Origin of the sequence: Pseudomonas sp. PSE14 (assembly GCF_029203285.1) — a bacterium.
GTDB lineage: Bacteria > Pseudomonadota > Gammaproteobacteria > Pseudomonadales > Pseudomonadaceae > Pseudomonas.
In genome coordinates, this window is the sequence record NZ_CP115669.1 from 873,978 (window position 1) to 900,678 (window position 26,701).

A 26,701-nucleotide genomic window follows, 5' to 3' on the forward strand; every position below is an offset into this window, starting at 1 on the left:
ACGAAAAACCTAATCCCGGTCATGAAAAAGCCCCGCCTGGGCGGGGCTTTTCGCTGCGCGGACAATCCGCGCGACCATCACTTGGCCTGGAAGGCGGCGACGGCTTTGGTGATGTAGTCGTGAGCTTGTGCAGCGTTGCCCCAGCCCTCGACCTTCACCCACTTGCCCTTTTCGAGATCCTTGTAGTTCTCGAAGAAGTGCTTGATCTGCTCCAGCAGCAGGGCCGGCAGGTCGGTGTATTCCTTCACGTCCTTGTACAGGACGGTCAGCTTGTCGTGCGGTACGGCGATCAGCTTGGCGTCGCCGCCGGCTTCGTCGCTCATGTTCAGCACGCCAACCGGACGGGCGCGGATCACGGAACCCGGAGCGACCGGGTAGGGGGTCACGACCAGCACGTCCAGGGGGTCACCGTCGTCGGCCAGGGTGTTCGGGATGAAGCCGTAGTTGGCCGGGTAGAACATCGGGGTGGCCATGAAACGGTCGACGAACAGGCAGTCGGTGTCCTTGTCGATTTCGTACTTGATCGGCGCGTGGTTGGCCGGGATCTCGATGGCGACGTAAATGTCGTTCGGCAGGTCTTTGCCAGCCGGGATGCTGCTGTAGCTCATGGACGACTCCAGATAGTGGTCGGGCCGAAAAAGTGCGGCGGATTATAGGCAGATTGCCGTGTCCAAGCCACAGACATCGCCTAGTGCGCCTGAGTTTCCTGATATTCGGGGTGCTCGGCCTGAAGCAGGTGCAGGCGCGAAAGCGGATCTTGCCGGTAGAACAGCGAAAGCTGTTCATAGACTTTGGGATAGGCCTCCTGAAGGAGGTCGGGGGCGGTGAAGAAATACTCGCTGGTGACGGCGAAGAATTCCGCTGGATTTTCGGCCGCGTAGGGGTCGATGGCGGTGTGCGCCTGCGGATCGCGGTCGAGCTGGCGGTTCATGTCGTCGTAGGCGCTCTGCATGGCGGAGGCCCAGTCGGTGACGCGCATGTCGCGGTGCAGCGGTGGCAGGCCGTTGGCGTCGCCGTTGAGCATGTCCAGCTTGTGCGCCAGTTCGTGGATCACCAGGTTGTAGGCGTCCCAGCCGCCGCCGCTTTCCACGCCGGGCCAGGCAAGGATCACCGGGCCTTGCAGCGAGGTCTCGCCGGCGCGCTCGTCGTCGAATTCGTGAATGACGCCGGCCGGGTCGCGGTGTTTCTGCGGGCTGACGAAGTCGTCGGGGTAGAGCACCAGTTCGTGGAAGCCCTGGTACCAGTTCAGCTCCGGCAGGTGCAGCAGCGGCAGTTGCGCCTGGGCGGCGAGCAGCAGGCGGCGAAAGTCGTCCAGTTCGACGCCGGGCAGGGCGGAGAGGTGTTTGTCGCGCAGGAACAGCAACGCCCGCTCGCCGAGCAGGCGCAGTTCGTCATCGTTCAGGCCATCGAGGATCGGCAGGTGCCGGCGTACCTGCGCCCACAGCTGCGCATCCAGCGGATGGCGGGCGAGGAAGCGCCGGCGGCGCCAGTCGCTGAAGGACCACATGGGTGGCTCAGCGCTCGCCGGTCTGGGCCTTGGCCGACGGGCGCAGCTTGTGGCGGATGACGCCGATGATCATGGGCAGCAGGGAGAAGGCGATGATGCCGATGATCATCAGCGAGAGGTTCTGCTTGATGAACGGCACGTTGCCGAAGAAGTAGCCCAGGGTCACCAGGCCGCCGACCCAGGCCACACTGCCGGCCACGCTGAAGGCCAGGAAGCGCAGGTAAGGCATGTACGCCATGCCAGCGACGAAGGGCGCGAAGGTGCGCACGATGGGCAGGAAGCGCGCCAGGGTCACGGTCTTGCCGCCATGGCGCTCGTAGAAGGCGTGGGTCTGGTCCAGGTAGTCGCGGCGGAAGACCTTGGAGTCCGGGTTGCTGAACAGGCGTTTGCCCAGGGTTCGGCCGATCACGTAGTTGGTGCTGTCGCCGGTGATGGCCGCAACCAGCAGCAGACTGCCGAGCAGCCAGGGGTCCATGCCGCCGGTGGCGCAGATGGCGCCGGCGATGAAGAGCAGCGAATCGCCCGGCAGGAAGGGCGTTACGACCAGGCCGGTCTCGCAGAAAATCACCAGGAAGAGGATGGCGTAGATCCAGGTGCCGTAGTTGGCCACCAGCATCGACAGGTAGGTGTCGAGGTGGAGAATCAGGTCGATCGGGTTGAAATCCATGAGAAGCCTGTTTTGACAGCGGGGTGAACAGCCGGGGTGCGCATTATAGGGACGGTTGCGCGCCGGGAACGCGGTTCATCGCGTCCTGCGACGAACGTCAACTCAGGATATTACAGGTGGAAGGTGAAAATTCGGTTGGGGTGATGGCTGAAATGCCCTGTGACAAATGGGGCGGCCCGCCTCGTTTGGCGATAGGCCAACGTCAGAGCAGGCTCGCCTGCCAGCTCAGCAGCTCAGGCCTGGGGGCGCCGCCGAAGTGCTGCGCAGGCGCGGTGGAGGGCCTCGGCAACTGTTTGGCGATGGGATGGTCCGCCACTTCCCGGGAGCGCATGGCGGTTTCCAGGTGCGCCTCGGCGATCAGTTGCTGCAGGCGCCCGCTGCGGCGCAGGGTGCGCAGGCTGCGGTCGAGGCTGGCCGCCAGCTCCTCGCCATCGGCGCGCTTTCTGGGGACCAGGACGTAGAGCGGCTTGATGTCCAGCGGCGGCTCCACGAAGACCAGTTGGTCGCGCAGGGCCGGGGCGTTCTGGGCGAGCAGCTGATAGCCGGTATAGCGGTCCACCACCGCCAGGTCGATGCGTCCGCGCAGGAGTTTTTCCAGGTTCTGCCAGTCGTTGCTGACCACTTCCTTGCTGAGGAAGTCGGCGGCGTCGAAGGCGCTCTGGTTGACGTAGCCGCGCACCACGCCGATGCGATAGGGGCGCAGGCTGTCGAGATCGCCGGGGACGATCGGCAACGCATGGTCGCGGCGGCGGAAGAAGCCGAGTTGGGAGTCCAGCAGTGGCATCGAGGTGTAGAAATCCCGGCTGCGGTCGGCGGAGAGGTAGGCTGGCATCAGCGCATCGAAACGCCCTTCGCGGGTTTCGTTGAGTGCCCGCTGCCAGGGCAGGAAGATCAGTTCGGCCTGGTCGCCATTGAGCGCCAGGGCCTCGTCGAGGATGCGGGCGGCAAGGCCGTGCCCGGGCAGGTCGGGGCCGACATAGGGGGCCCAGTCCAGCGTGGCGATGCGCAGGGTCTGCGCCTGGCCGGCGGAGCACAGGAGCGCGAGGAGGAGGCTGGCGAGCAGGGGACGACGCATGGCTTCCCTTTGCTGGTGAGGATGGCGAGGCGATGGCCGGTCATCACTCTAGTGCGCCCGGCCCGCCGACGCCAGCGGGCCTCGGGGCCGCCGTCAGGTCAGGTCGTCGCTGATCGGCAGGATGTAGTTCTTGAACTCGGTGTCCTCGTGGAAGCCGATGGACTCGTAGACCTTCTGCGCCACTTCGTTGTTGACGCTGGTGGAGACGCGCATGCGCACTGCCTGGGTCTCGCGGGCCATCTGTCGTGCGGTCTGCAGCAGGTGGTCGGCTACCAGCTGGCGGCGCGCTTCCTCGGCGACGTAGATGTCGTTGAGGATCCATACGCGCTTGAGGGACAGGGAGGAATAGCTCGGGTAGAGCTGGCAGAAGCCCAGCAGCTTGCCGTCATCGTCGTCCGGCAGGGCCAGGTAGATCACCGATTCCTTGCGGCGCAGGCGCTTTTCCAGGAATTTCCGCGAGGATTCGGGGTAGGGCAGCTTGCCGTAGAACTCACGGTATTTGACGAACAGCGGCGCGAGCAGATCGAGGTGGTCGAGCGTGGCTTGCACGATACGCATGGGCGGGCCTCGGCGTGGTGTGAATGGGCTGGTATGGCAATGCAGGGGCTATGCCAGCGGATAGCCAACACGTCCGATGCTGCACCAGAAATTGTTGAAAGCGCAATCCAAGCAAGCGTTTGATCTGGTCTGGTTGGCAGACCATTCCCCGCAGCCTGTAGGCGCGAGCTTGCTCGCGAAGGTTTGCGGGGTGGTGACAGGGTGTCGATGTGCTGGTGGTAGGCAAGGGCTGTAGGAGCGAGCTTGCTCGCGAACCGCAAGGCGCCGAGCTCCCCGGCTGGAGGGTTCGCGAGCAAGCTCGCTCCTACGAAGAGCCGTTCATGTCGGCTGTCGCAGGGCTTCAGGTCAGCAGGAAATTCGCTCCGGGCCCTGTGCCTTCCAGCGTCGGCAGTTCCGCCTCGTCCTTCAGGTTCACCCCCGACAGTTGCCGGCGGCACGCCTCGCGCATCAGGTAGAGCAGGCGGTGGGCGGCCAGGCCGTAGCTCAAGCCTTCGAGCCGCACGTTGGAGATGCAGTTGCGGTAGGCGTCGTTCAGGCCGACCTTCGGCGCCCAGGTGAAGTACAGGCCGAGGCTGTCGGGTGACGACAGGCCCGGACGCTCGCCGATCAGGATGACCACCATCTTCGCCCGCAGCAGTTCGGCCACTTCGTCGGCCACGGCAACGCGCCCCTGCTGTACCAGTGCCACCGGCGAGAGGCTCCAGCCTTCGTTGCGTGCCTGTTCTTCCAGGCGTTCGAGGAAGGGCAGGCTGTGACGTTGCACCGCCAGCGAGGACAGGCCGTCGGCGATCACCACTGCCAGGTCGTAACCCTGGGGATGGCGGTCGGCATGGCGGCGCAGGATTTCCGCCGACTCTTCGTTCAGCCTGCGGCCCAGGTCGGGGCGTTGCAGGTAGATGTCGCGGTCGGCGGCGGCGCTGTGCAGCTGCAGACATTCGCGGCCGCGTTCGGCCAACTGCCGGGCCAGGCCTTCACGGTCGAAGGGCAGGTGCACGGCATCGCGGGCCTGGGCGTGGGCGAACTGGAAGTCCAGTTGCGCGCGGGTTGGCAGGCTGGTGCCGGCGCGGCCCAGGGCGATCCGCGCGGAGGTCAGGCGGCGCAGTTCCTGCCAGGGGTTGGGGATGTAGCTGTCGCTCATCGAGGCCTCCTCAGGACAACTGCGCCAGCGCGTGGCGGAAGGCGGTGGGCAACTGGCCGGCCATGTGTACCCGGCCGTCGCGCTGGTGGAGGATTTCCATGCGTTCCAGCCAGGCTTCAAACTCCGGCGCGGGCTTCAGGCCCAGCACCTGGCGCGCGTAGAGCGCGTCGTGGAAGGAGGTGGTCTGGTAGTTGAGCATCACGTCGTCGGAACCGGGGATGCCCATGATGAAGTTGATGCCGGCTACGCCCAGCAGGGTCAGGAGCATGTCCATGTCGTCCTGGTCGGCCTCGGCGTGGTTGGTGTAGCAGATGTCGCAACCCATGGGCACACCGAGCAGCTTGGCGCAGAAGTGGTCTTCCAGGCCCGCGCGGATGATCTGCTTGCCGTTGTACAGGTACTCCGGGCCGATGAAGCCGACCACGGTGTTCACCAGGAACGGCTTGAAGTGCCGCGCCACCGCGTAGGCGCGGGTTTCGCAGGTCTGCTGGTCGACGCCGTGGTGGGCGTTGGCCGACAGCGCGCTGCCCTGGCCGGTCTCGAAGTACATGAGGTTGTCGCCCAGGGTGCCGCGCTTCTGCGACAGCCCCGCCTCATAACCTTCCTTGAGGATCGACAGGCTCACGCCGAAGCTGGCGTTGGCCGCCTCGGTGCCGGCGATGGACTGGAACACCAGGTCCAGCGGTGCGCCGCGGTTGATCGCTTCGATGGAACTGGTGACGTGGGTGAGCACGCAGGACTGGGTGGGAATCTCGTAGCGCTGGATGATCGCGTCGAGCATTTCCAGCAGGGTGCAGATCGATTGCAGGCTGTCGGTGGCCGGGTTGATGCCGAGCATGGCGTCGCCGTTGCCGTAGAGCAGGCCGTCGAGCACGCTGGCGGCGATGCCGGCCGGGTCGTCCGTGGGGTGGTTGGGTTGCAGCCGTGTGGACATCCGCCCGCGCAGCCCCATGGTGTTGCGGAAGCGCGTGACCACGCGGATTTTCTGCGCCACCAGCACCAGGTCCTGCACGCGCATGATCTTCGACACGGCCGCCGCCATCTCCGGCGTCAGCCCTGGCGCCAGGGCGCGCAGGCTGGTTTCGTCGGCCTGCTCGCCCAGCAGCCAGTCGCGCAGGCCTCCCACGGTGAGGTGGCTGACCGGCGCGAAGGCCTGACGGTCGTGGGTGTCGATGATCAGCCGGGTGACTTCGTCGCTCTCGTAGGGGATCAGCGCTTCATCGAGGAAACGCTTGAGCGGGATGTCGGCCAGCGCCATCTGTGCGGCGACACGCTCGGCGTCGCTGCCGGCGGCGACCCCGGCGAGGCGGTCGCCGGAGCGCGCCGGGCTGGCCTTGGCCATCACCTCGCGCAGGCTGTCGAAGCGCCAGGTCTGGCCTCCGACGCTGTGGACGAATCCGGACATGCAGACCTCTCTCAGCCCTGGCTGGCGAAGGATGCGTCGGTGCCGCGATTGAGGCTGACCACGATGCTGCAGCAGGAGATGCCACCGATCATCAGCACCAGGAACACCGAGGCGATGACGCTGTTGAACCAGAGCATAGCGGCCAGGCACAGCAGCGCCAGAGCGAGGGCGATGCCGGGCACGACCGGGTAGCCGGGGGCGCGGAAGCTGCGCTCCAGGTTCGGCTCGCTGCGGCGCAGCTTGAACAGGCTGAACATGCTCATGATGTACATGACGATGGCGCCGAATACGCTCATGGTGATCATCGCAGCGGTCAGGGTCATGCCCTGCAGGCTGATCAGACCATCGCTGAAGATCGCCGCGATGCCCACCGCGCCGCCGGCGAGGATCGCCCGATGCGGGGTCTGGAAGCGCGAGAGTTTCGCCAGGCCGCGGGGCAGGAAGCCGGCGCGGGCGAGGGCGAAGAACTGCCGGGAGTAGCCCAGGATGATGCCGTGGAAGCTGGCCACCAGGCCGAACAGGCCGATCCAGACCAGCATGTGCATCCAGGTGGAGTTGTTGCCGACCACGGCCTTCATCGCCTGCGGCAGCGGGTCGTTGATGTTCGACAGGGTGCGCCAGTCGCCCACGCCGCCGGCGAAGATCATCACGCCGATGGCCAGCGCGACCAGGGTGAGGATACCGGCGATGTAGGCGCGCGGGATGGTGCGTTTCGGGTCCTTGGCTTCCTCGGCGGCCATGGCCGCGCCTTCGATGGCGAGGAAGAACCAGATGGCGAAGGGGATCGCGGCGAAGATGCCGGCCATCGCCGGGGCGCCGAACACGTCGGAGCCGGCCCAACCGTTGAGTACGAAGTTGCTGAAGCTGAAGCCCGGTGCAACCACGCCCATGAACACCAGCAGCTCGGCCACCGCCAGCACGGTCACCACCAGCTCGAAGGTGGCGGCGATGCTCACGCCGAGGATGTTAAGGGTCATGAAGATCACGTAGGCGCCGGTGGCCGCCCACTTCGGATCGAGTCCGGGGAACTGCACGTTGAGGTAGGCGCCGATGGCCATGGCGATGGCCGGTGGGGCGAAGACGAATTCGATCAGGGTGGCGACGCCGGCGATCATCCCGCCGGTCTTGCCGAAGGCGCGCAGGCTGTAGGCGAAGGGACCGCCGGCGTGGGGGATGGCGGTGGTCAGCTCGGTGTAGCTGAAGATGAAGCAGGTGTACATCACCGCCACCAGCAGGGTAGTGACGAGGAAGCCCAGGGTACCGGCGGCGGCCCAGCCGTAGCTCCAGCCGAAGTACTCGCCGGAGATCACCAGGCCCACGGCGAGCCCCCAGAGATGCAAGGTTCCAAGCGTCGGTTTTAGTTGTGATGCGCTCATCGTGATTCCTCTTTCCCCCAGGGGGCGTGGACGGATACCTGAGCCTCGATGGTAGTGGCGCAAAGCCTCGCGAGACTTGACCGCTGGAACCGGCTTTCGCCGCGCAGGGTCAACTGGCTGTTACCCATCGCCCCACACAGGGCGTAGCGCCCGATCATGGTGCTGAAATCGTGCCAGGTGCCCCAAGCTGTGGCAGCTGCAGGCCAGGCGTGGCGCTGTGTCCGGCGCTTTGGCCAATGCGCGAGAGGCACGGGATTTGCTTTGTATAAAGGTCCCCGTTTTCAGGGGGATCGAGTGCCTTGTGTGTTTCATAACAAGATCGGTAACCGTCATGAGCCAGCCCCTGTTCTCCCATCCCGGCCTGAGCGTGCCTCTGGCCAACAACATCGGCGTGCTGTCCGCTGCGGCCAGCGGCCTGGGGCGCTTCATCGGCGACCAGGGTGGCGACATCGATCGGGTCTTCGGTCGCGCGGGCATCGATCCGGAACGCCTGCTGCATCCCACCCTGAGCCTGGCGCTGACCAACTATTGCCAGGTGCTTGAGGAAGCGGCGCGACAGTCCGGTTGCGACAACTTCGGGCTCCGTTACGGCGAGCAGTTCCGGCCCCGAGAACTGGGCCTGCTGGGCTATGTCGGGCTCTGCTCGGAGACGCTGGAGGGCGCGCTGAAGAACTTCGCCGCCGCCTTCCCCTATCACCAGCACGACACCCTGATCCGCCTGGTGGACTGCGGCGAGTGCTATCGCTTCGATTACCAGGTGCGCCATGGCGCCATTCTCGACCGCCGCCAGGATGCCGAGCTGACCCTGGGCATGGTGCTGAACCTGATGCGCCATGTGCTCGGCCCCGAGTGGGCGCCGCGCGCGGTGAGCTTCGAGCATGCGCGCCCCGAAGGCTGGCAGGAGCATGGACGGGTGTTCGACGCGCCGGTGCTGTTCCAGCGCGGCTGCAATTCCATGCTGATTCCCAAACGCGACCTCTACGGCCGGCAGATGCCGGAGCGCGACGCCAACCTGTTGTTCCTGGTGCAGGACGTGATCCGTCGCCTGGGCGAGCAGGGCGGCGCGCCGAACCTGGTGGAGGATGCCGGCACGCAGATTCGCCTGGCGTTGAGTGAGGGCGAGCCGTCGCTGGAGATCATTGCCGAGCAGCTCGAACTGACTACGGCCGGCCTGCAGCGCCGTTTGCGCGAGGCCGGGCTGAGCTTCAGCCAACTGGTGGAGAACACCCGTCGCGAGTTGGCGCTGCATTACCTGCGTCAGCCGCAACGGCCGATTTCCGAACTGGCGCCGCTACTGGGCTATTCCGAGACCAGCGCTTTTTCTCGTGCGTTTCGCCGGTGGTTCGGCGTGAGTCCGCGGCAGTGGCGTAGCGACGCGAGCTGATCGGCCGCGATCCGGTCCTGCGAACCGATCCCTCTCTGTAGGAGCGAGCTTGCTCGCGAACGGATTTCCTGGCGGCACCTGAGCTGGGCGGGTTCGCGAGCAAGCTCGCTCCTACAATTCCGCACGATATTCAAACCAGGTACAGGATCGGACTTCGTTCGCGATGGTCCGAGCCGCCGTAGAACATCGCGGACGAAGTCCGCTACTACGAAAGACATCCCGTCGAACCCTTTTCCCGGGCATAAAAAAGCGCGGCCCGCAGGCCGCGCAAAGATCGATTGGAGAGAATGCCCGGCTCGCGCCGGGCGGGTGGATCAGAAGAAGCCCAGCGGGTTGATGTCGTAGCTCACCAGCAGGTTCTTGGTCTGCTGGTAGTGGTCGAGCATCATCTTGTGAGTCTCGCGGCCCACGCCGGATTTCTTGTAGCCACCGAACGCGGCATGCGCCGGGTACAGGTGGTAGCAGTTGGTCCACACACGGCCGGCCTTGATGCCACGGCCCATGCGATAGGCACGGTTGATGTCGCGGGTCCAGAGGCCGGCGCCCAGGCCGTACTCGGTGTCGTTGGCAATCGCCAGCGCCTCGGCCTCATCCTTGAAGGTGGTGACACCGACGACGGGGCCGAAGATTTCCTCCTGGAACACGCGCATCTTGTTGTTGCCCTTGAGCAGGGTCGGCTGGATGTAATAGCCGCTGGCGAGGTCGCCGCTCAGGCGCTCGACCTGGCCGCCGGTGAGAACCTGCGCGCCTTCCTGCTGGGCGATGTCGAGGTAGGAGAGGATCTTCTCGTACTGCTGCTGCGAAGCCTGGGCGCCGACCATGGTGTCGGTGTCCAGCGGGTCGCCGCGCTTGATCGCCTTGACCTTCTTCATCACCACTTCCATGAACTGCGGGTAGATGGACTCCTGCACCAGCGCGCGGGACGGGCAGGTGCACACCTCGCCCTGGTTGAAGAAGGCCAGCACCAGGCCCTCGGCGGCCTTCTCGATGAAGGTCGGCTCGGCCTGCATGATGTCTTCGAAGTAGATGTTCGGGCTCTTGCCGCCCAGCTCCACGGTGGACGGAATGATGTTCTCGGCGGCGCATTTGAGGATGTGCGAGCCCACCGGGGTCGAGCCGGTGAAGGCGATCTTGGCGATGCGCTTGCTGGTGGCCAGCGCCTCGCCGGCTTCGCGGCCGAAGCCCTGGACGACGTTGAGCACGCCCGGCGGCAGCAGGTCGCCGATCACTTCCATCAGCACGCAGATGCCCAGCGGGGTCTGTTCGGCCGGCTTGAGCACCACGCAGTTGCCGGCGGCCAGGGCCGGGGCGAGTTTCCAGGCGGCCATCAGCAGCGGGAAGTTCCACGGGATGATCTGACCCACCACGCCCAGCGGCTCGTGGATGTGGTAGGCGACGGTGCTGTCGTTGATCTCGGCGGCAGAGCCTTCCTGGGCGCGGATGCAACCGGCGAAGTAGCGGAAGTGGTCGGCGGCCAGCGGGATGTCGGCGTTCAGCGTTTCGCGGATCGGCTTGCCATTGTCCCAGGTCTCGGTGATGGCCAGCAGTTCCAGGTTCTGCTCGATGCGGTCGGCGATCTTCAGCAGGATGTTGGAGCGGTCCTGTACCGAGGTGCGGCCCCAGGCGTCAGCGGCGGCGTGGGCGGCGTCCAGTGCCTTGTCGATGTCGGAGGCGTCAGAGCGGGGGAATTCGGCGATAGCCTGGCCGTTCACCGGCGAGGTGTTGGTGAAGTACTGACCCTTTACCGGCGGGACGAATTCGCCGCCGATGTAGTTGCCGTAGCGCGCCTTGAAGGAAACGATGGCGCCTTCGGTACCGGGGTGGGCATAACGCATGGTCGAATCTCCTGGGTCTTGTGCTTGTTGGGGAGGACGTTGAACAAGCGTAGAGCAAGGGCCGGGCCATGCCAGCGCAAGCCGCGCCGCACAAGGCCTCGGGACTTTCGCCGGGGGTTGCTGAAACGCCCGCTGTGGCAGGCCTGGGACAGTGCGTCGTGACACTTTGTCCCATATTCGTGACAGTCGTGACCTGACGGTCGGACAGGCGTTGCATTGCCCGGGCACGTGGAGGATGCTGTCCGAGGTTCGTGGCCGATTCATGACGGCGACGGACCTTCGGGGCTGCCTCCCCGTCCCCATTGCGGAGAACAACAAGAATGCGTGCCAACGATATGAGCCGCCACGCCCGCCAGGTCATGACCGTCGCCGAGGGCCGTGCTCGTGCCGGCGCTCCCGGCGCCGACCCGTCGATCGCCCGTTCCTGGATGCGCTGCCTGGAGCAGTACCACCTGGACCCGGCGCAGACCATGGCGCCCACCGTGCTGGAACATGCCCGCATGCTGGAGCGCCGCGAGCGCCTGCAGCAGGTGCTGGAGATTGCCAGCGGCGAGATGAACAGCCTGCACCAGCAACTCTCCGGCGCCGGCCATGCCGTGCTCCTCACCGACTCCCGTGGCGTCATCCTCAACTGTGTCAGCGAGGCGGCCGAACGACGCACCTTCGAGCAGGCCGGCCTTTGGCTGGGTGCCGACTGGAGCGAGGCGCGCGAAGGCACCAACGGCATCGGCACCTGCCTGGTCGAGCGCCAGGCGCTGACTATCCACCAGGACGAACATTTCCGCAGCCGCCACACCGGCCTGACCTGCTCGGCGAGCCCGGTCTTCGACCCCCAGGGCGAACTGCTGGCGGTGCTCGATGTGTCCTCCGCCCGTCGCGATGCCTCGCGGCAAAGCCAGTTCCACACCATGGCGCTGGTCAACCTGTCGGCCAAGGCCATCGAGGGCTGTTACTTCCTGCGCCATTTCGAGGACCAATGGCTGCTGCGCTTCCACCTGCAACCGGACGGTCTCGGACTGTTCAGCGAAGGCATGCTGGCCTTCGACGGTAACGGCCGCATCCTGGCGGCCAACCAGAGCGCCATCAACCTGCTCGGCAGTCATCGCGAGAGCCTGCTCGGACGCTCGCTGGAACAGTTCTTCGATTGCCGGCTGGACGACCTCTTCAGCCGCGCCGATCCGCAGCCCAGTGCCAGCTGGCCGCTGCGCACCCATTCCGGCCGCATGCTGTACGCTCTGCTGCGCGGGCAGCGTCCGGTACCCGCGGCGCCGGTGCTGCCGCGTGCACCGCTGGCGAAGGGGTTGTGCATCGATGATCCGCAACTGGCCCATGATTTCCGCCGGGCGCTGAAGGTCTACGCCCACGACGTGCCGCTGTTGCTGCAGGGCGAGACCGGCACCGGCAAGGAAGCCTTCGCCCGCGCCGTGCATCAAGGCGGCGAGCGCGCCGGCAAGAGCTTCGTCGCGCTGAACTGCGCGGCAATCCCCGAATCCCTGATCGAGAGCGAACTGTTCGGCTATCGCGGCGGCAGCTTCACTGGCGCACGCAAGGAAGGCATGCGCGGCAAGCTGCAACAGGCTGACGGCGGCACCCTGTTCCTCGACGAAATCGGCGACATGCCGCTGGCCCTTCAGACACGCCTGCTGCGGGTGCTGGAGGAGCGCCAGGTGGTGCCCATCGGCGGCGAGCCGCAGGACGTGGATATCCGCCTGATCAGCGCCAGCCACCGCGACCTGGAGGCACTGGTGGCTAGCGGGCAGTTCCGCGAAGACCTCTACTACCGGCTCAACGGCCTGGTAGTGGCTTTGCCGCCGCTGCGCGAGCGGGCAGACCGGGATGCGTTGCTCGACCATCTGCTGGCCGAGGAGAGCAAGGGCCGTGCGGTGCGCCTGGAGGCAGATGTCCGCCGCCACCTGCTCGACTATCCGTGGCCGGGCAACGTGCGTCAGTTGCGCAATGTGCTGCGGACGCTGTGCGCGCTGTGCGAGGGCGGGCGCATCCAGATGGCCGACCTGCCGCCGGACCTGCGCCGCGCGCCGGCCCCCGCTGCCGTCGCTACGCCCGTCGTGGCAAGCGAGGAGGGTGGCGATGCACTGGGCAATGCCGAGCGCCTGGCCCTGCTGGAAGTGCTGGAGGCGCATCACTGGCACGTCAGCCGGGTGGCGCAGCAACTGGGCATCAGCCGCAACACGCTGTACCGCAAGCTCAACCGCCACGGACTGAGTCGCCGAACCTGAACAGGACGGTCCCCGTAGGAGCGGACTCTGTCCGCGATTGGCCCGGTGCCATGCGGTTCGCGAGCAAGCTCGCTCCTACGAAGAGCACGCGCGCGAACCTGTAGGAGCGAGCTTGCTCGCGAACAGATGCCAGGCTTGAGATGGATTCCCCCGGCTGACTTCGCCCCTTCACCGAAGGAGCGTAGGGCGTATAACGTTCGACGTTATACGCCGTTTGACCTTGATCGCAGGGCGCTCCGGGCTCAACCAGGCGCTGGCGGCAAACAACGGTGTAGCGGCGTACAACCGCGAACGGCTGTACGCCCTACGGTTCGCTCCCGTGACGACATTCTCCGCCCACTGGGAACCGCTTTCCCACCTCGTCGTCTGATGCCCCGGCGGCGGGCCGCGCGGGGGCGCGCTGTGCTACTCTGCCGCCCATTCGAAGCGCCTGGAAAGGCTTGATTGCAGGAGTCTGCATGCATATCCACATCCTCGGCATCTGCGGCACCTTCATGGGGTCGCTGGCCGTCCTGGCCAAGGAGCTTGGCCATCGCGTGACCGGTTCCGACGCCAACGTCTACCCGCCGATGAGCACCCAGCTCGAAGCCCAGGGCATCGAGCTGATGCAGGGCTATGACCCGGCGCACCTCGATCCGGCTCCGGACCTGGTGGTGGTCGGCAACGCCCTGTCGCGCGGCAACCCCGCTGTGGAATACGTCCTGAACAAGGGCCTGCCCTATGTTTCCGGCCCCCAGTGGCTGGCCGACCACGTGCTGCAAGGCCGCTGGGTACTGGCCGCCGCCGGCACCCACGGCAAGACCACCACCAGCAGCATGTTGGCCTGGGTGCTGGAGCACGCCGGGATGAGCCCGGGCTTCCTGATCGGCGGCGTGCCGCAGAACTTCGGTGTCTCCGCGCGCCTGGGCGGCACGCCGTTCTTCGTGGTCGAGGCCGACGAGTACGACAGCGCCTTCTTCGACAAGCGCTCCAAGTTTGTCCACTACCACCCGCGCACGGCGATCCTGAACAACCTGGAATTCGACCACGCGGACATCTTCCCCGACCTCGTCGCCATCGAGCGCCAGTTCCACCACCTGGTGCGGACCATCCCCGGCGAAGGTCTGATCATCCATCCCACCTCCGAAACCGCGCTCAAGCGCGTGATCGACATGGGCTGCTGGACTCCGGTTCAGACCACCGGTGAAGGCGGCCAGTGGCAGGCGCGCCTGCTCAGCGAAGACGGCTCGCACTTCGAGGTGCTGTTCGACGGCCAGGTGCAGGGCACCGTGGACTGGGAGCTGACCGGCCAGCACAACGTCGCCAACGCCCTGGCGTGCCTTGCGGCGGCCCGCCATGTCGGCGTGGTGCCGGAGCTGGGTTGCGCCGCGCTGTCGGCCTTCAAGAGCGTCAAGCGGCGCATGGAGAAGGTTGCCGAAGTCAACGGCGTGACCATCTATGACGACTTTGCCCACCATCCGACCGCCATCGCCACCACCCTCGACGGTCTGCGCAAGCGCGTCGGCGATGCGCCGGTGATCGCCGTGGTCGAGCCGCGCTCCAACTCCATGAAGCTCGGCGCCCACCGCGACGGCCTGCCGGAGTCCGTGGTGCAGGCCGACAGCGTGTTCTGGTACGCCCCGCCGAACCTCGGCTGGGACCTGGCCTCCACCGTCGCCAGCTCCACCGTGCCGACCCAGGTGTGCGACTCGCTGGACGCCATCATCGCGGGCGTGAAAGCCATCGCCACGCCAGGCACCCAGGTGGTGATCATGAGCAACGGCGGTTTCGGCGGCCTGCATGGCAAGCTCGCCCAGGCGCTGGAGGGCTGATCCATGGCCGGAGCCGAACGCGTCACCCTCGCCATGACCGGCGCCTCGGGCGCCCAGTACGGCCTGCGCCTGCTCGACTGCCTGGTGCAGGAGGACCGCGAGGTGCACTTCCTGATCTCCAAGGCCGCACAACTGGTGGTGGCCACCGAGACCGACGTGACCCTGCCGAGCAAGCCGCAGGCGATGCAGGCTTTCCTCAGCGAATACACCGGCGCCGCTCCCGGGCAGATCCGCGTGTACGGCAAGGAAGACTGGATGGCCCCGGTGGCCTCCGGCTCCGGCGCGCCGAGCGCGATGGTGGTGGTGCCCTGCTCGACGGGGACGCTCTCGGCCATCGCCACAGGTGCCTGCAACAACCTGATCGAACGCGCCGCCGACGTGGCGCTGAAGGAGCGCCGCCAGCTGATCCTGGTGCCGCGCGAGGCGCCGTTCTCCAGCATTCACCTGGAGAACATGCTCAAGCTTTCGAACATGGGCGCGGTGATCCTGCCCGCGGCACCGGGCTTCTACCACCAGCCGCAGACGGTGGACGACCTGATCGACTTCGTCGTCGCGCGCATCCTCAATCAACTGGGCATCCCCCAGGACATGTTGCCGCGCTGGGGCGAACACCATCTTGTCAGTGACGAATAAGCTCCTCGCCGCCCTGTTGCTGCTGCAACTGGGCGGTTGCGCCACCGTGAAGACCCTCAACGCCGCCAAGCCCGACGCGCCGCTGATCTATGCCGGCACCCGGCTGGACTGGTATTCGCTCAATGGCGGCTGCTGCCCGATGGACCGCTTCGGCGTCGAGGCTCCGGCCTATCCCGCGCTGGACCTGCCGGGCAGTGCGCTGCTGGATACGCTGTTGCTGCCGTTCTCCATCGCCGCGGAACTGGGTGTCGGCCTGCAGGTGCGCGGCGGGAACTGACGGCCGCAGGGAGGTAGGGCGTATAACGTTCGACGTTATACGCCGTTTGACCTTGATTTCAGGGCACTCCGAGTGTCACCCCGGCGTCGATGATCAGTAACGGCTTATCGGCGTACAACCGCGAACGGTTGTACGCCCTACGTTGGAGCGGATAGGCGATGGCGGGAGTTACTTGCCCAGCCTGCGCAGTTCGTCCGATTCGACGACGCGGGTGCCCTTGCCGGTTTCCAGCGCCAGGCGCCAGAGCGCGCGGGCCAGGGCGCAGGCTTCGATGCCGTGCAGCTTGCCCGGCAGGATGCGGGCGAAGGGGGCGGCGAGTAGTTCGGCCAGGCGTACCTCTTCGCGCTGGCCCAGCAGCAGGGAGGGGCGGGCGATGGTCAGCTGCGGCCAGCCTTGCTGGCGCAGGGCGTCTTCCAGCTCGCCCTTGACCCGGCTGTAGAAGATCGACGACTTGCTGTCGGCGCCCAGCGCGCTGATTACCACATAGTGCCGCGCGCCCAGCTCGAGGCCACGGGCGCCCAGCGCCAGGGGCAGGTCGAAATCGATGTTGCGGAAGGCCTCTTCGGAGCCGGCCTCCTTGATCGTGGTGCCCAGGCAGCAGAACACGGTGTCCACCGGCCGGGTCAGGTCCGGGATCAGCTCGGCCAGCGGGCCGATGGGGTTTTCCAGGCGCGGGTGTTCGGCCAGCTTCCGTCGGGTGGGGGCCAGCACGCGCTTCACGGTGGGTTCGTTGAGCATCCGGTCGAGCAGGTGTTCACCCGTGAGGCCGGTTGCTCCGGCAAGCAGGATATTCGTCGGTGTTGAGTACATCTGTGTTTCTCCCTGACACACTGACAAGCTTAGTTGCCGGCCTACTGTTTTGCTTGTACGGCGACGCTCTTGGCATCGAGTGGCATATGGCGCTGCTGGGCACGCAGGGCCTTCCAATGGTTTAGAACCGCCGCTGGCGCCCAAAGTTGCGGCTCGGATGGTTCGAACTGTTCCTCCTTCTCGCGCCGGGCGACCGTGTCGCTGGCCTGCGCGAAGGCTTCCTTGAGGTCGTCCGTCTGTTGGAAGGCCTTGGCGAACAGCGCGTCACCGAAGTAGGTGAAGTCGGCCTCTTCGGAGCAGCCGAAGGATACCCGGTCGCTGCGGGCGGCGGTCATGATCAGGGTCTTGTCGTCCTTGAGCGCGGGGATGAAGCCGCCGCTGTAGCAGGCCGATATCACCAGCACCTTGTAGCGGTCCTTCAACGGCGCAAGCAGGGTGGCCAGTTCGCTGGCCGGCAGGTCGTCGAGCTTCAGGCCCGGCATGTCGAGCACCAGTTGGTGGTCCTGGGAGCCGTGGCTGGTCAGGTAGAGGAAGATCATGTCTTCGGGCCCGCTACGTTCGGCCAGCATACGCAGGGTGCGGGCCAGGCTTTCGCGGGTGGCCATCGGCCGGTCGGTGAGATGGTCGCGGTGGTTCACCAGCGTCACCACACCCTGGGCGCCGAAGCGCTTGCCCAGCAGGTTGGCGACATAGTCGGCCTCGCGCAGGAAGACGCTCTGCTTGCCGTCGCCGCCCAGACTCAGGCCGTAGAGCTCGATGGCTGGCGTGGACGGCGGGATGGCCGTCAGCGCCTTCTGCAGCAGCGGGCCCTGTTCCAGCAGGCCGATTTCCAGCGCGTTGGGCAGTAGTGCGCCGTGCTCGTCGCGTGTGCGCTGGCCGCGGCTCCAGCTGCCGCGCTGAACGCTGCCGTCGCTGCGGGTGAGGGTGCCGTCGCCGGAGTATTCGCCACGGGCGAAGCCGCCGCGGTAGACCTGTCCGTCAGCCTGGCTGAGGGTGCCCTTGCCGTCGAAGCGCCACTGGCGGAACTCGCCCTGGTAGCGGCTGCCGTCGCTGCCGATGAACTCGCCCGTGCCGTCCAGCGAACCTTCCTTGAAGTTGCCGAGCCAGACGTCGCCGGCGAGGTTCTGGAAGCGTCCCTTGCCGTCGAACTGATCGTTGCGGAACTCGCCGCTGTAGTGGTCGCCGGCATCGTCGCGGAAGGTGCCCTTGCCGTTGAGCGTGCCGTTCTTGAATTGTCCGGTGTACTGGTTGCCGAGGCTGTCCACGCGCGCGCCTTCGCCATTGGCTTCGCCGCCTGCGAACCAGCCCTGGTGACGGGTGCCGTCGGGCAGTTCGAGGGTGCCCGCGCCTTCGTAGCGGCCCTTGCGGAAGCCGCCGCTGTAGCGGGTCTGGCCCTGGGTCAGACGACCTTCGCCGTCGAACTCGCCTTGCTTGAACTGGCCGTCATAGGTGCTGCCGTCGGCGAACTGCAGATGCCCCCGACCCTCGAACAGCCCCTCGCGAAAGGCGCCGACGTAGGTCGAGCCGTCACCGCCGCGCCACTTGCCCTGACCGTTCTGCAGGCCCTTGTCGAATTCGCCGTCGTACCAGGCGCCGTTGGGGTAATCCAGGCGGCCTTTTCCCTGTAACTGGCCGTGCACCAGTTCGCCACGGTAGCGCGCACCATCGGGCAGGCGGCCGTCGGGCGGTGTCAGGGGCTCGCCTTCGCCGCAGGCAGCAAGGAGCAGGGCGAGGCCGAGGGGCAGGAGGTGGCGAGGCATGGGAATCTCGAATCGGAGGAGGGACGCGCCTTCAGTGTGGACGCAAAAAAGCCCGCGGGCGCGGGCTTTTTTCAGCGAGTCCCGATCAGGTCCACTGGGTTAGCTTGTTGCCCTCTTTGTCCTTGAAGGCGCCGACGATGATCATGATGAAGTCGACCAGCGTCCAGATACCCAGGCCGCCCAGGGTGAGGATCTGCAGGATACCGGTGCCGATCTTGCCCACATAGAAGCGATGGGCGCCGAAGGTGCCGAGGAAGAAGCACAGCAGGAAGGCGGGGAGAATGCGTTTTTCGGTCATGGGACTGTCCTTGTGAATGGCCGGGGCCGCCCTGACTGGCGACCGCCGACATTCTAGTCCATTACCGTCAGGAAATATTTCAGACGAAGCACAGGCTCAGGGATTCGGCGATGTAGGCGGGTTTGGCCTGGCCGTCGATTTCCAGGGTACAGCGGGCCTTGATCAGCCACTGGCCGGGGTTCTTCTCGGTGATGTCGCTGATGGTCACTTGCAGGCGCACGCGGGAATTGACCGGCACGGGCTGGATGAATCGAACGCTGTCCAGGCCGTAGTTGACCACCATCTTGGGGTTCTCCGGCAGCACCAGCAGGCCTTCGCAGAGCTTGGGGATCAGCGACAGCGAGAGGAAGCCGTGGGCGATGGTGCCGCCGAACGGGGTCTTCTTCGCCTTTTCCGGGTCGACGTGGATGAACTGGTGGTCCTCGGTGCACTCAGCGAACTGGTTGATACGCTCCTGATCGATGGTGATCCATTGCGAGTGGCCCAGGTCCTTGCCGATGTAGTCCTTCAGTGCGCTTACGGGTACGAATGCCATGTTTCCTCCGGGGAGTGCGTTTTTTTCTTCTAGTGCGTCCAGCAGAGCGTAAAGCAGCCCGTAGATCAGCATGGGTACCGGGTGCGGTCAAGCCGGCCGGACATTCATGCTTTGGGCGAATGCCGTGCCATAGCGGCGCCCGGCTGGGCATAATGGCGCCTCCTTGCGCTGGAGATGTCCCCATGCTGTTACGTGGCCTGACCTGGCTGGTGCTGTTCCAACTGCTCGGCACGGGTCTGAATGCTCTCATCCTGCACATGATTCCCGGCCCCATCATTGGGCTGGTGCTGCTCTTCCTGTACCTGGTGTGGAGCGGGGAAGTGAGTGCGCCGGTGAACGAGGCGGCCGGCTCGCTGCTGCGCTATCTGCCGCTGCTGCTGGTGCCGGCGGCGGTCGGGGTGATGGCTTACGCCAAGCAGATCGCCGCGGACTTCTGGGCCATCGTCGGGGCGCTTGCGCTGTCGCTGCTGGTGTCCTTCGTGTTCGCCGGCTGGCTGATGCAGAAGCTCATCGACCGCCAGCGCAAGCAGAAGGAGAACGCCTGATGTTCGACTGGCAAGGTGCGGTGAACGCCGTCATTCACCATCCGCTGTTCTGCGTCGGCGTCACCCTGGGTGCCTACCAGCTGGCACTGGCCGCCTACGAGCGTACGCGCTGGGTGTTCCTGCAACCGGTGCTGGTGTCGATGCTGATCGTCATCGGCGTGCTGCTGGCCTGCGGCATCGACTACGCCGAATACAGCACCAGCGCCAAGGTGCTCACCATTCTTCTCGGCCCCGCCACCGTGGCCCTGGCGGTGCCGCTGTTCCTCAACCTCAAGCGCATCCGCCAGCTGTTCTGGCCGACCCTGATCACCCTGGTGGTGGCAGGGCTGTTCGCCACCGGACTGGGCATCGGCCTGGGCTGGCTGTTCGGCGTCGACCACGAACTGCTGATGAGCCTGGCGCCCAAGTCGGTGACCTCGCCCATCGCCATGCTGGTGGCCAGCCAGATCGGCGGCGTGGCGGCGCTGGCGGCGGTGTTCGTGCTGATCACCGGCGTGCTCGGTGCCATCCTCGGTCCGGAACTGCTGCGTCGCGTCGGCGTGCATCATCCGGCCGCGCAGGGCATGGCGCTGGGCATGACCGCCCACGCCGTGGGCACCTCCCGCGCGCTGCAGGAGGGCGAGGAATGCGGCGCCTTCGCCGCCCTGGCGATGAGCCTGATGGGCGTGGCCACTGCAGTGCTGCTACCGTTGGCGGTAGCGCTGATTGCCTGAATTGCCCAATGGAGTACCCATGAGTTTTCCGCTCTTCCCCCTCAATACCGTGCTGTTCCCCGGTTGCCGTCTCGACCTGCAGATCTTCGAGGCGCGCTACCTGGACATGATCGGCCGCTGCATGAAGCAGGACGCCGGTTTCGGGGTGGTGGCCATCGTCGAGGGCGAGGAGGTCGGTGATGCGCCGGAGCGCTATAGCCTGGTTGGTTGCGAAGCGCGTATCCGCGACTGGCAACAGCGACCCAATGGGCTGCTGGGTATTCGCGTCGAAGGTGGCCGGCGTTTCCGCGTGCTTTCCGCCAATGTGCAGCCGGATCAACTGACCGTGGCCGAGGTGGAGTGGCTGGACGAACAGCCCGACCAGCCGCTGACCAAGGAGCACGACGACCTGGCTGCGCTGCTGGAGGCGCTGTCCATGCACCCCATGGTTTCCGCGCTGGAGATGGGCGGGGAGGTCAACGGTCAACAGGAATTGGCCTGTCAGCTCGCCTACCTGTTGCCCTTCGAGCGCGACCAGAAGCAGGTGCTGCTGGAGATGGACGACCCGACCGTGCGCCTGGCGCGGATTCAGGTTTTGCTGGAGCAGTTGCAGGGCGATTTTGTTGCCTGATGGGGCTCCTACAGGGATACATCGGCGCGCTGGTTGGCCCTCACCCCGGCCCTCTCCCAAGGGGAGAGGGAGTCCGCGCTTGATAGATCGGGTCTCCAGGGAACGACGCATTTTTCGCCTGCTCCGAACGGCCCCCTCTCCCTCTGGGAGAGGGTTGGGGTGAGGGAAAGCCCGGGCACCATCCTCACCGGAAACGACAAGGCCCGCGAATGCGGGCCTTGTGCTTTCAACGGTAGAGCCTGCGATCAGAACGAATCCCCCGGCACCCGCACCCAGCCTTCCATGAGGATGCGCGAGCTGCGGCTCATGATGGCCTTGGTCACGGTCCACTCGCCGTCCACCTGCTTGGCCTCGGCGCCTACGCGCAGGGTGCCGGAGGGGTGGCCGAAGCGCACCGCAGTACGTTCGCCACCACCGGCGGCGAGGTTCACCAGGGTGCCGGGAATGGCGGCGGCGGTGCCGATGGCGACGGCGGCGGTGCCCATCATGGCGTGGTGCAGCTTGCCCATGGACAGCGCGCGCACCAGCAGGTCGACGTCGCCGGCCTTCACCTGCTTGCCGCTGGAGGACAGGTAGTCCTTGGGCGGGGAGACGAAGGCGATCTTCGGCGTGTGCTGGCGGGTCGCGGCCTCTTCCGGGGTCTTGATCAGGCCCATGCGCAGTGCGCCGGCGATACGGATCTTCTCGAAGCGCGCCAGCTGCTCGGGGTCGCCATTGATCGCTTCGCGCAGCTCGGTGCCCTTGTAGCCGATCTCCTCGGCGTTGACGAAGATGGTCGGGATGCCAGCGGTGATCATGGTCGCCTTGAAGGTGCCGATGCCGGGGACTTCCAGGTCGTCCACCAGGTTGCCGGTGGGGAACATGGCGCCGCCGTCTTCACCGTCGTCGGACGGGTCGAGGAATTCCAGCACGATCTCTGCGGCGGGGAAGGTCACGCCGTCCAGTTCGAAGTCGCCGGTTTCCTGCACCTGGCCATTGGTCACGGGCACGTGGGCGATGATGGACTTCTGGATGTTGGCCTGCCAGATGCGCACCACGCAGGTGCCGTTGTCCGGAATGCGCGACGGGTCGACCAGGCCGGCGTGGATGGCGAAGGAACCGGCGGCGGTGGAGAGGTTGCCGCAGTTGCCGCTCCAGTCGACGAAGGCCTTGTCGATGGAAATCTGGCCGTAGAGGTAGTCGACGTCGTGATCCGGCTGGCTGCTCTTGGACAGGATCACGCACTTGCTGGTGCTGGAGGTCGCGCCGCCCATGCCGTCGATGTGCGCGCTGTACGGATCGGGGCTGCCGATCACGCGCATGAACAGCTTGTCGCGCGCCGCGCCGGGCACCTGGCAGCGCTCGGGCAGGTCCTGCAGGCGGAAGAACACGCCCTTGCTGGTGCCGCCACGGATGTAGGTGGCGGGGATCTTCACTTGGGGTACGTGGGGCATGGGTCGGGTCCCTGATTGTTCGATGGGGCTGCCCTCTCCCTAACCCTCTCCCTGAAGGGAGAGGGGACCGTTGGGTGCAGGTTGAAACCATGGCATCAGCCGGCACGGACAGCTCCCTTTCCCTTCAGGGAGAGGGCGGGGGAGAGGGGCTTTCAACCCGGCCCGCACTCGGCAGGCCGGAGCCGTTACATCACGCCACGGACGACTCGAGGAAGTCCTTGGCGAAGCGCTGCAACACGCCACCGGCCTTGTACACCTTCACTTCGGCAGCGGTGTCGAGGCGGCAGGTGACCGGAACTTCGACGACTTCACCATTCTTGCGATGGATGACCAGGGTCAGGTCGCAACGCGGCGAGACGTCGCCCTTGATGTCGTAGGTCTCGGTGCCGTCCAGGCCCAGGGTTAGGCGGGTGGTGCCCGGCTTGAACTCCACCGGCAGCACGCCCATGCCCACCAGGTTGGTGCGGTGGATGCGCTCGAAGCCTTCGGCCACGATCACTTCCACGCCCGCCAGGCGAACGCCCTTGGCCGCCCAGTCGCGGGACGAGCCCTGGCCGTAGTCGGCGCCGGCCACGATGATCAGGTTCTGCTTGCGGTTCATGTAGGTTTCGATGGCTTCCCACATGCGCATGACCTTGCCTTCCGGCTCGACGCGGGCCAGCGAACCCTTCTTCACCTCACCGTTCACCACGGCCATTTCGTTGACCAGCTGCGGGTTGGCGAAGGTGGCGCGCTGGGCGGTCAGGTGGTCGCCGCGGTGGGTGGCGTAGGAGTTGAAGTCCTCCTCCGGCAGGCCCATTTTCGCCAGGTACTCACCGGCGGCCGAGTCCGCCAGGATGGCGTTGGACGGCGACAGGTGATCGGTGGTGATGTTGTCCGGGAGGATCGCCAGCGGACGCATGCCCTTGAGCGTGCGCTCGCCCGCGAGTGCGCCTTCCCAGTACGGCGGACGGCGGATGTAGGTGGACATCGGGCGCCAGTCGTACAACGGGCTTTCCGCTTCCTGCACGCTGCCCAGATCGAACATCGGGATGTAGATCTGCTTGAACTGCTCGGGCTTCACGCTGGAGGCGACGATGGCGTCGATCTCTTCGTCGGACGGCCAGAGGTCCTTCAGGGTGACCGGGTTGCCATTCTTGTCGGTGCCCAGCGGGTCCTGCTCGATGTCGAAGCGCACGGTACCGGCGATGGCGTAGGCGACCACCAGCGGCGGCGAGGCGAGGAAGGCCTGCTTGGCGTAGGGGTGGATGCGGCCGTCGAAGTTACGGTTGCCCGAAAGCACGGCGGTGGCGTACAGGTCGCGGTCGATGATCTCTTTCTGGATCGCCGGATCCAGCGCGCCGGACATGCCGTTACAGGTGGTGCAGGCATAGGCGACGATGCCGAAGCCGAGCTTCTCCAGCTCCGGCAGCAGGCCGGCTTCTTCCAGGTACAGCTTGGCGACCTTCGAACCCGGCGCGAAGGAAGTCTTCACCCACGGCTTGCGGATCAGGCCCAGCGCGTTGGCCTTCTTCGCCACCAGGCCGGCGGCGATGACGTTGCGCGGGTTGGAAGTGTTGGTGCAGCTGGTGATGGCGGCGATGATCACCGCGCCGTCGGGCATCAGGCCCTGGGCTTCTTCACTCTTGCCGGCTGCCAGCTTGGCTTCGTCGGCGATGCCGCGCTCGGCCAGTGCCGAGGTCGGCAGGCGGCGGTGCGGGTTGGACGGGCCGGCCATGTTGCGCACGACGCTGCCCAGGTCGAACTCCAGCACGCGCTCGTACTCGGCGGTTTCCAGCGCGGTGCTCCACAGGCCGAGGGTCTTGGCGTAGTTCTCCACCAGCGCTACCTGCTCGGGCTCGCGGCCGGTGAGCTTGAGGTAGTCGATGGTCTGGCCGTCGATGTAGAACATCGAGGCGGTGGCGCCGTATTCCGGGCACATGTTGGAGATGGTCGCGCGGTCGCCGATGGTCAGGCTGTCCGCTCCCTCGCCGAAGAACTCGACGTAGGCGCCGACCACGCGTTCCTTGCGCAGGAACTCGGTCAGGGCCAGGACGATGTCGGTGGCGGTGATGCCCGGCTTGCGCTTGCCGGTCAGCTTGACGCCGACGATGTCGGGCAGGCGCATCATCGACGGGTGGCCCAGCATCACGGTCTCGGCTTCGAGGCCGCCGACGCCGATGGCGATCACGCCCAGGGCGTCCACGTGCGGGGTGTGCGAGTCGGTGCCGACGCAGGTGTCGGGGAAGGCCACGCCGCCACGCGCCTGGATCACCGGGCTCATTTTCTCCAGGTTGATCTGGTGCATGATGCCGTTGCCGGCCGGGATCACGTCGACGTTCTTGAACGCGGTCTTGGTCCAGTCGATGAAGTGGAAGCGATCCTCGTTGCGGCGGTCCTCGATGGCGCGGTTCTTCTCGAACGCGTCCGGGTCGAAGCCCGCGGCTTCCACGGCCAGCGAGTGGTCGACGATCAGCTGGGTCGGCACCACCGGGTTGACCTTGGACGGGTCGCCACCCTGTTCGGCGATGGCGTCACGCAGGCCGGCGAGGTCGACCAGCGCGGTCTGGCCGAGGATGTCGTGGCAGACCACGCGCGCCGGGTACCAGGGGAAGTCCAGGTCGCGCTTGCGGTAGACCAGCTGCTCCAGCGAAGCGGTCAGGTCGGCGGGCTCGCAGCGGCGCACCAGCTGCTCGGCCAGCACGCGGGAGGTATAGGGCAGTTTGTCCCAGGCGCCGGCCTGGATGGCATCGACCGCCTCGCGGGCGTCGAAATAATCCAGCGCGGTGCCGGGCAGGCGTTTGCGGAATTGAGTGTTCATCATTTGCGGTCCTTGAGCGGCACGAACTGCAGATCTTCCGGGCCAACGTAGTTGGCGCTCGGGCGGATGATCTTGCCGTCGATGCGCTGCTCGATGACGTGGGCGGACCAGCCGGCGGTACGGGCGATCACGAACAGCGGGGTGAACATGGCGGTGGGCACGCCCATCATGTGGTAGCTGACGGCGCTGAACCAGTCGAGGTTGGGGAACATCTTCTTGATTTCCCACATCACGCTTTCCAGGCGCTCGGCGATGTCATACATCTTGGTGTTGGACTGCTCGACGGACAGCTGGTGAGCGACTTCCTTGATCACCTTGTTGCGCGGGTCGGATACGGTGTAGACCGGGTGGCCGAAGCCGATCACCACTTCCTTGCGCTCGACGCGGGCACGGATGTCGGCCTCGGCTTCGTTCGGGTTGTCGTAGCGCTTCTGGATCTCAAAGGCCACTTCGTTGGCGCCGCCGTGTTTCGGGCCGCGCAGCGCACCGATGGCGCCGGCGATGCAGGAGTACATGTCCGAGCCGGTACCGGCGATCACGCGGGAGGTGAAGGTGGAGGCGTTGAACTCGTGCTCGGCGTACAGGTTCAGCGAGGTGTGCATGGCGCGCACCCAGGACTCGCGCGGCTTCTGCCCGTGCAGCAGGTGCAGGAAGTGGCCGCCGATGGAGTCGTCGTCGGTCTCGACGTCGATGCGCTTGCCGTTGTGGCTGAAGTGGTACCAGTAGAGCAGGGCGGAACCCAGGGAGGCCATCAGCTTGTCGGCGATGTCGCGGGCGCCCGGATGGTTATGGTCGTCCTTCTCCGGCGACAGGCAGCCGAGCACGGACACGGCGGTGCGCATCACGTCCATCGGGTGGGCGGACGGCGGCAGGGTTTCCAGGGCGGCCTTGACGCCGGCCGGCAGGCCGCGCAGGGCTTTCAGCTTGGCCTTGTAGCCGGCCAGTTCGGCGGCGTTGGGCAGCTTGCCGTGGACCAGCAGGTGGGCGATTTCCTCGAATTCGCAGCGGTTGGCGAAATCCAGGACGTCATAGCCACGGTAGTGCAGGTCGTTGCCGGTGCGGCCGACGGTGCACAGGGCAGTGTTGCCAGCGGCGGTGCCACTCAGGGCCACGGACTTCTTGGGTTTGAAGGCGGTGGTGGTTTCTGCGGTAGCGCTCATCGCGTGTCTCCTCATCAAATCCGGTTGCTTGTTCTTGTTCCGCCGGCACAGGCCGTACGGTCGGTTCGAATCTGGTTGGCGAAAGCCGCTCGGGCTTCGCCGTGGCGTAGGGCGAATAACGCGAAGCGTTATCC

23 protein-coding genes and 1 pseudogene are annotated in these 26,701 nt (G+C 66.0%); 8 read left to right on the plus strand and 16 right to left on the minus strand.

Features of this window, described 5'->3' with window-relative positions; translation table 11 throughout:
• Positions 1-77: 77 nt before the first annotated feature.
• The 8 genes from ppa to eat all read right to left on the minus strand — a co-directional run bounded on the left by ppa (position 78) and on the right by eat (position 7,726).
• On the minus strand, positions 78-608 hold the full coding sequence (ppa, locus tag O6P39_RS04115; protein ID WP_254471204.1) for an inorganic diphosphatase: 531 nt from the start codon (positions 606-608) through the stop codon (positions 78-80).
• 80 nt (positions 609-688) lie between these two features.
• Positions 689-1,507 (minus strand): zinc-dependent peptidase, encoded by an 819-nt coding sequence (locus tag O6P39_RS04120; protein WP_275610158.1) that lies wholly within the window; start codon positions 1,505-1,507, stop codon positions 689-691.
• Positions 1,508-1,514: 7 nt separating this feature from the next.
• Positions 1,515-2,174, minus strand: coding sequence for a DedA family protein (locus O6P39_RS04125; RefSeq protein ID WP_275610159.1), 660 nt, complete (start codon positions 2,172-2,174; stop codon positions 1,515-1,517).
• 202 nt (positions 2,175-2,376) lie between these two features.
• Positions 2,377-3,249 carry a transporter substrate-binding domain-containing protein gene (locus O6P39_RS04130; protein WP_275610160.1) on the minus strand — a complete coding sequence of 291 codons (873 nt, stop codon included), beginning with the start codon at positions 3,247-3,249 and terminating at the stop codon, positions 2,377-2,379.
• Between the two features lie 93 nt (positions 3,250-3,342).
• Entirely contained in the window at positions 3,343-3,807 is a 465-nt protein-coding gene (locus tag O6P39_RS04135; RefSeq protein ID WP_275610161.1) for a GNAT family N-acetyltransferase, read from the minus strand.
• Between the two features lie 340 nt (positions 3,808-4,147).
• Entirely contained in the window at positions 4,148-4,945 is a 798-nt protein-coding gene (gene eutC / locus O6P39_RS04140) for an ethanolamine ammonia-lyase subunit EutC (RefSeq protein WP_275610162.1), read from the minus strand.
• Between the two features lie 10 nt (positions 4,946-4,955).
• Positions 4,956-6,350: an ethanolamine ammonia-lyase subunit EutB gene (locus O6P39_RS04145; protein WP_275610163.1), complete on the minus strand. Its 1,395-nt coding sequence runs from the start codon at positions 6,348-6,350 to the stop codon at positions 4,956-4,958.
• A gap of 11 nt (positions 6,351-6,361) precedes the next feature.
• The gene (gene eat / locus O6P39_RS04150) at positions 6,362-7,726 is read right to left on the minus strand and encodes an ethanolamine permease (RefSeq protein ID WP_275610164.1); all 1,365 of its coding nucleotides are present in this window, start codon (positions 7,724-7,726) and stop codon (positions 6,362-6,364) included.
• A 331-nt stretch (positions 7,727-8,057) separates the two neighbouring features.
• On the opposite strand from eat, the gene O6P39_RS04155 reads away from it, so the two are divergent.
• On the plus strand, positions 8,058-9,110 hold the full coding sequence (locus O6P39_RS04155; protein WP_275610165.1) for an AraC family transcriptional regulator: 1,053 nt from the start codon (positions 8,058-8,060) through the stop codon (positions 9,108-9,110).
• A gap of 314 nt (positions 9,111-9,424) precedes the next feature.
• Here the strand turns inward: O6P39_RS04155 and O6P39_RS04160 are convergent, their stop codons facing one another.
• Positions 9,425-10,945, minus strand: coding sequence for an aldehyde dehydrogenase family protein (locus O6P39_RS04160; RefSeq protein WP_275610166.1), 1,521 nt, complete (start codon positions 10,943-10,945; stop codon positions 9,425-9,427).
• A 320-nt stretch (positions 10,946-11,265) separates the two neighbouring features.
• Here O6P39_RS04160 and O6P39_RS04165 point away from each other — a divergent pair, with 320 nt between their 5' ends.
• The 4 genes from O6P39_RS04165 (at position 11,266) to O6P39_RS04180 (ending at position 15,903) form a co-directional block, all read left to right on the plus strand.
• On the plus strand, positions 11,266-13,182 hold the full coding sequence (locus O6P39_RS04165) for a sigma-54-dependent Fis family transcriptional regulator (RefSeq protein ID WP_275610167.1): 1,917 nt from the start codon (positions 11,266-11,268) through the stop codon (positions 13,180-13,182).
• Positions 13,183-13,640: 458 nt separating this feature from the next.
• On the plus strand, positions 13,641-14,993 hold the full coding sequence (gene mpl, locus O6P39_RS04170) for a UDP-N-acetylmuramate:L-alanyl-gamma-D-glutamyl-meso-diaminopimelate ligase (RefSeq protein ID WP_275610168.1): 1,353 nt from the start codon (positions 13,641-13,643) through the stop codon (positions 14,991-14,993).
• A 3-nt stretch (positions 14,994-14,996) separates the two neighbouring features.
• Positions 14,997-15,626 (plus strand): flavin prenyltransferase UbiX, encoded by a 630-nt coding sequence (gene ubiX, locus O6P39_RS04175; protein WP_017521701.1) that lies wholly within the window; start codon positions 14,997-14,999, stop codon positions 15,624-15,626.
• The gene (locus tag O6P39_RS04180) at positions 15,616-15,903 is read left to right on the plus strand and encodes a YceK/YidQ family lipoprotein (RefSeq protein WP_275611881.1); all 288 of its coding nucleotides are present in this window, start codon (positions 15,616-15,618) and stop codon (positions 15,901-15,903) included. The genes ubiX and O6P39_RS04180 overlap by 11 nt, the downstream gene beginning before the upstream one ends.
• A 168-nt stretch (positions 15,904-16,071) precedes the next feature.
• Here the strand turns inward: O6P39_RS04180 and O6P39_RS04185 are convergent, their stop codons facing one another.
• The 4 genes and pseudogenes from O6P39_RS04185 to O6P39_RS04200 all read right to left on the minus strand — a co-directional run bounded on the left by O6P39_RS04185 (position 16,072) and on the right by O6P39_RS04200 (position 19,306).
• Positions 16,072-16,713 (minus strand): oxidoreductase, encoded by a 642-nt coding sequence (locus tag O6P39_RS04185; RefSeq protein WP_275610169.1) that lies wholly within the window; start codon positions 16,711-16,713, stop codon positions 16,072-16,074.
• A 41-nt stretch (positions 16,714-16,754) separates the two neighbouring features.
• Positions 16,755-18,473 (minus strand): C13 family peptidase, encoded by a 1,719-nt coding sequence (locus O6P39_RS04190; protein WP_275610170.1) that lies wholly within the window; start codon positions 18,471-18,473, stop codon positions 16,755-16,757.
• Positions 18,474-18,648: 175 nt separating this feature from the next.
• Positions 18,649-18,771 (minus strand): annotated as a pseudogene (locus O6P39_RS04195) (TM2 domain-containing protein); the annotation flags it as partial.
• Between the two features lie 79 nt (positions 18,772-18,850).
• Positions 18,851-19,306, minus strand: a complete 456-nt coding sequence (locus tag O6P39_RS04200) for a MaoC family dehydratase (protein ID WP_243805255.1) — start codon at positions 19,304-19,306, stop codon at positions 18,851-18,853.
• Positions 19,307-19,488: 182 nt separating this feature from the next.
• On the opposite strand from O6P39_RS04200, the gene O6P39_RS04205 reads away from it, so the two are divergent.
• The 3 genes from O6P39_RS04205 to O6P39_RS04215 are packed head-to-tail and all read left to right on the plus strand — an operon-like array spanning position 19,489 to position 21,174.
• A complete protein-coding gene (locus tag O6P39_RS04205; RefSeq protein ID WP_275610171.1) occupies positions 19,489-19,851 on the plus strand; it encodes a CidA/LrgA family protein in 363 nt (120 codons plus the stop codon).
• On the plus strand, positions 19,851-20,564 hold the full coding sequence (locus tag O6P39_RS04210; RefSeq protein WP_275610172.1) for an LrgB family protein: 714 nt from the start codon (positions 19,851-19,853) through the stop codon (positions 20,562-20,564). The genes O6P39_RS04205 and O6P39_RS04210 overlap by 1 nt, the downstream gene beginning before the upstream one ends.
• A gap of 19 nt (positions 20,565-20,583) precedes the next feature.
• Positions 20,584-21,174 (plus strand): LON peptidase substrate-binding domain-containing protein, encoded by a 591-nt coding sequence (locus O6P39_RS04215; RefSeq protein WP_275610173.1) that lies wholly within the window; start codon positions 20,584-20,586, stop codon positions 21,172-21,174.
• 245 nt (positions 21,175-21,419) lie between these two features.
• Here O6P39_RS04215 and prpF read toward each other — a convergent pair whose 3' ends face one another.
• The 3 genes from prpF to prpC all read right to left on the minus strand — a co-directional run bounded on the left by prpF (position 21,420) and on the right by prpC (position 26,567).
• Complete coding sequence (gene prpF / locus O6P39_RS04220; protein WP_275610174.1) at positions 21,420-22,607, minus strand: 2-methylaconitate cis-trans isomerase PrpF; 1,188 nt, start codon at positions 22,605-22,607, stop codon at positions 21,420-21,422.
• A 190-nt stretch (positions 22,608-22,797) separates the two neighbouring features.
• Entirely contained in the window at positions 22,798-25,407 is a 2,610-nt protein-coding gene (gene acnD / locus O6P39_RS04225) for a Fe/S-dependent 2-methylisocitrate dehydratase AcnD (protein WP_275610175.1), read from the minus strand.
• Complete coding sequence (gene prpC, locus O6P39_RS04230) at positions 25,407-26,567, minus strand: 2-methylcitrate synthase (RefSeq protein WP_275610176.1); 1,161 nt, start codon at positions 26,565-26,567, stop codon at positions 25,407-25,409. Before prpC ends, acnD begins: the two co-directional genes overlap by 1 nt.
• Positions 26,568-26,701: the final 134 nt, after the last annotated feature.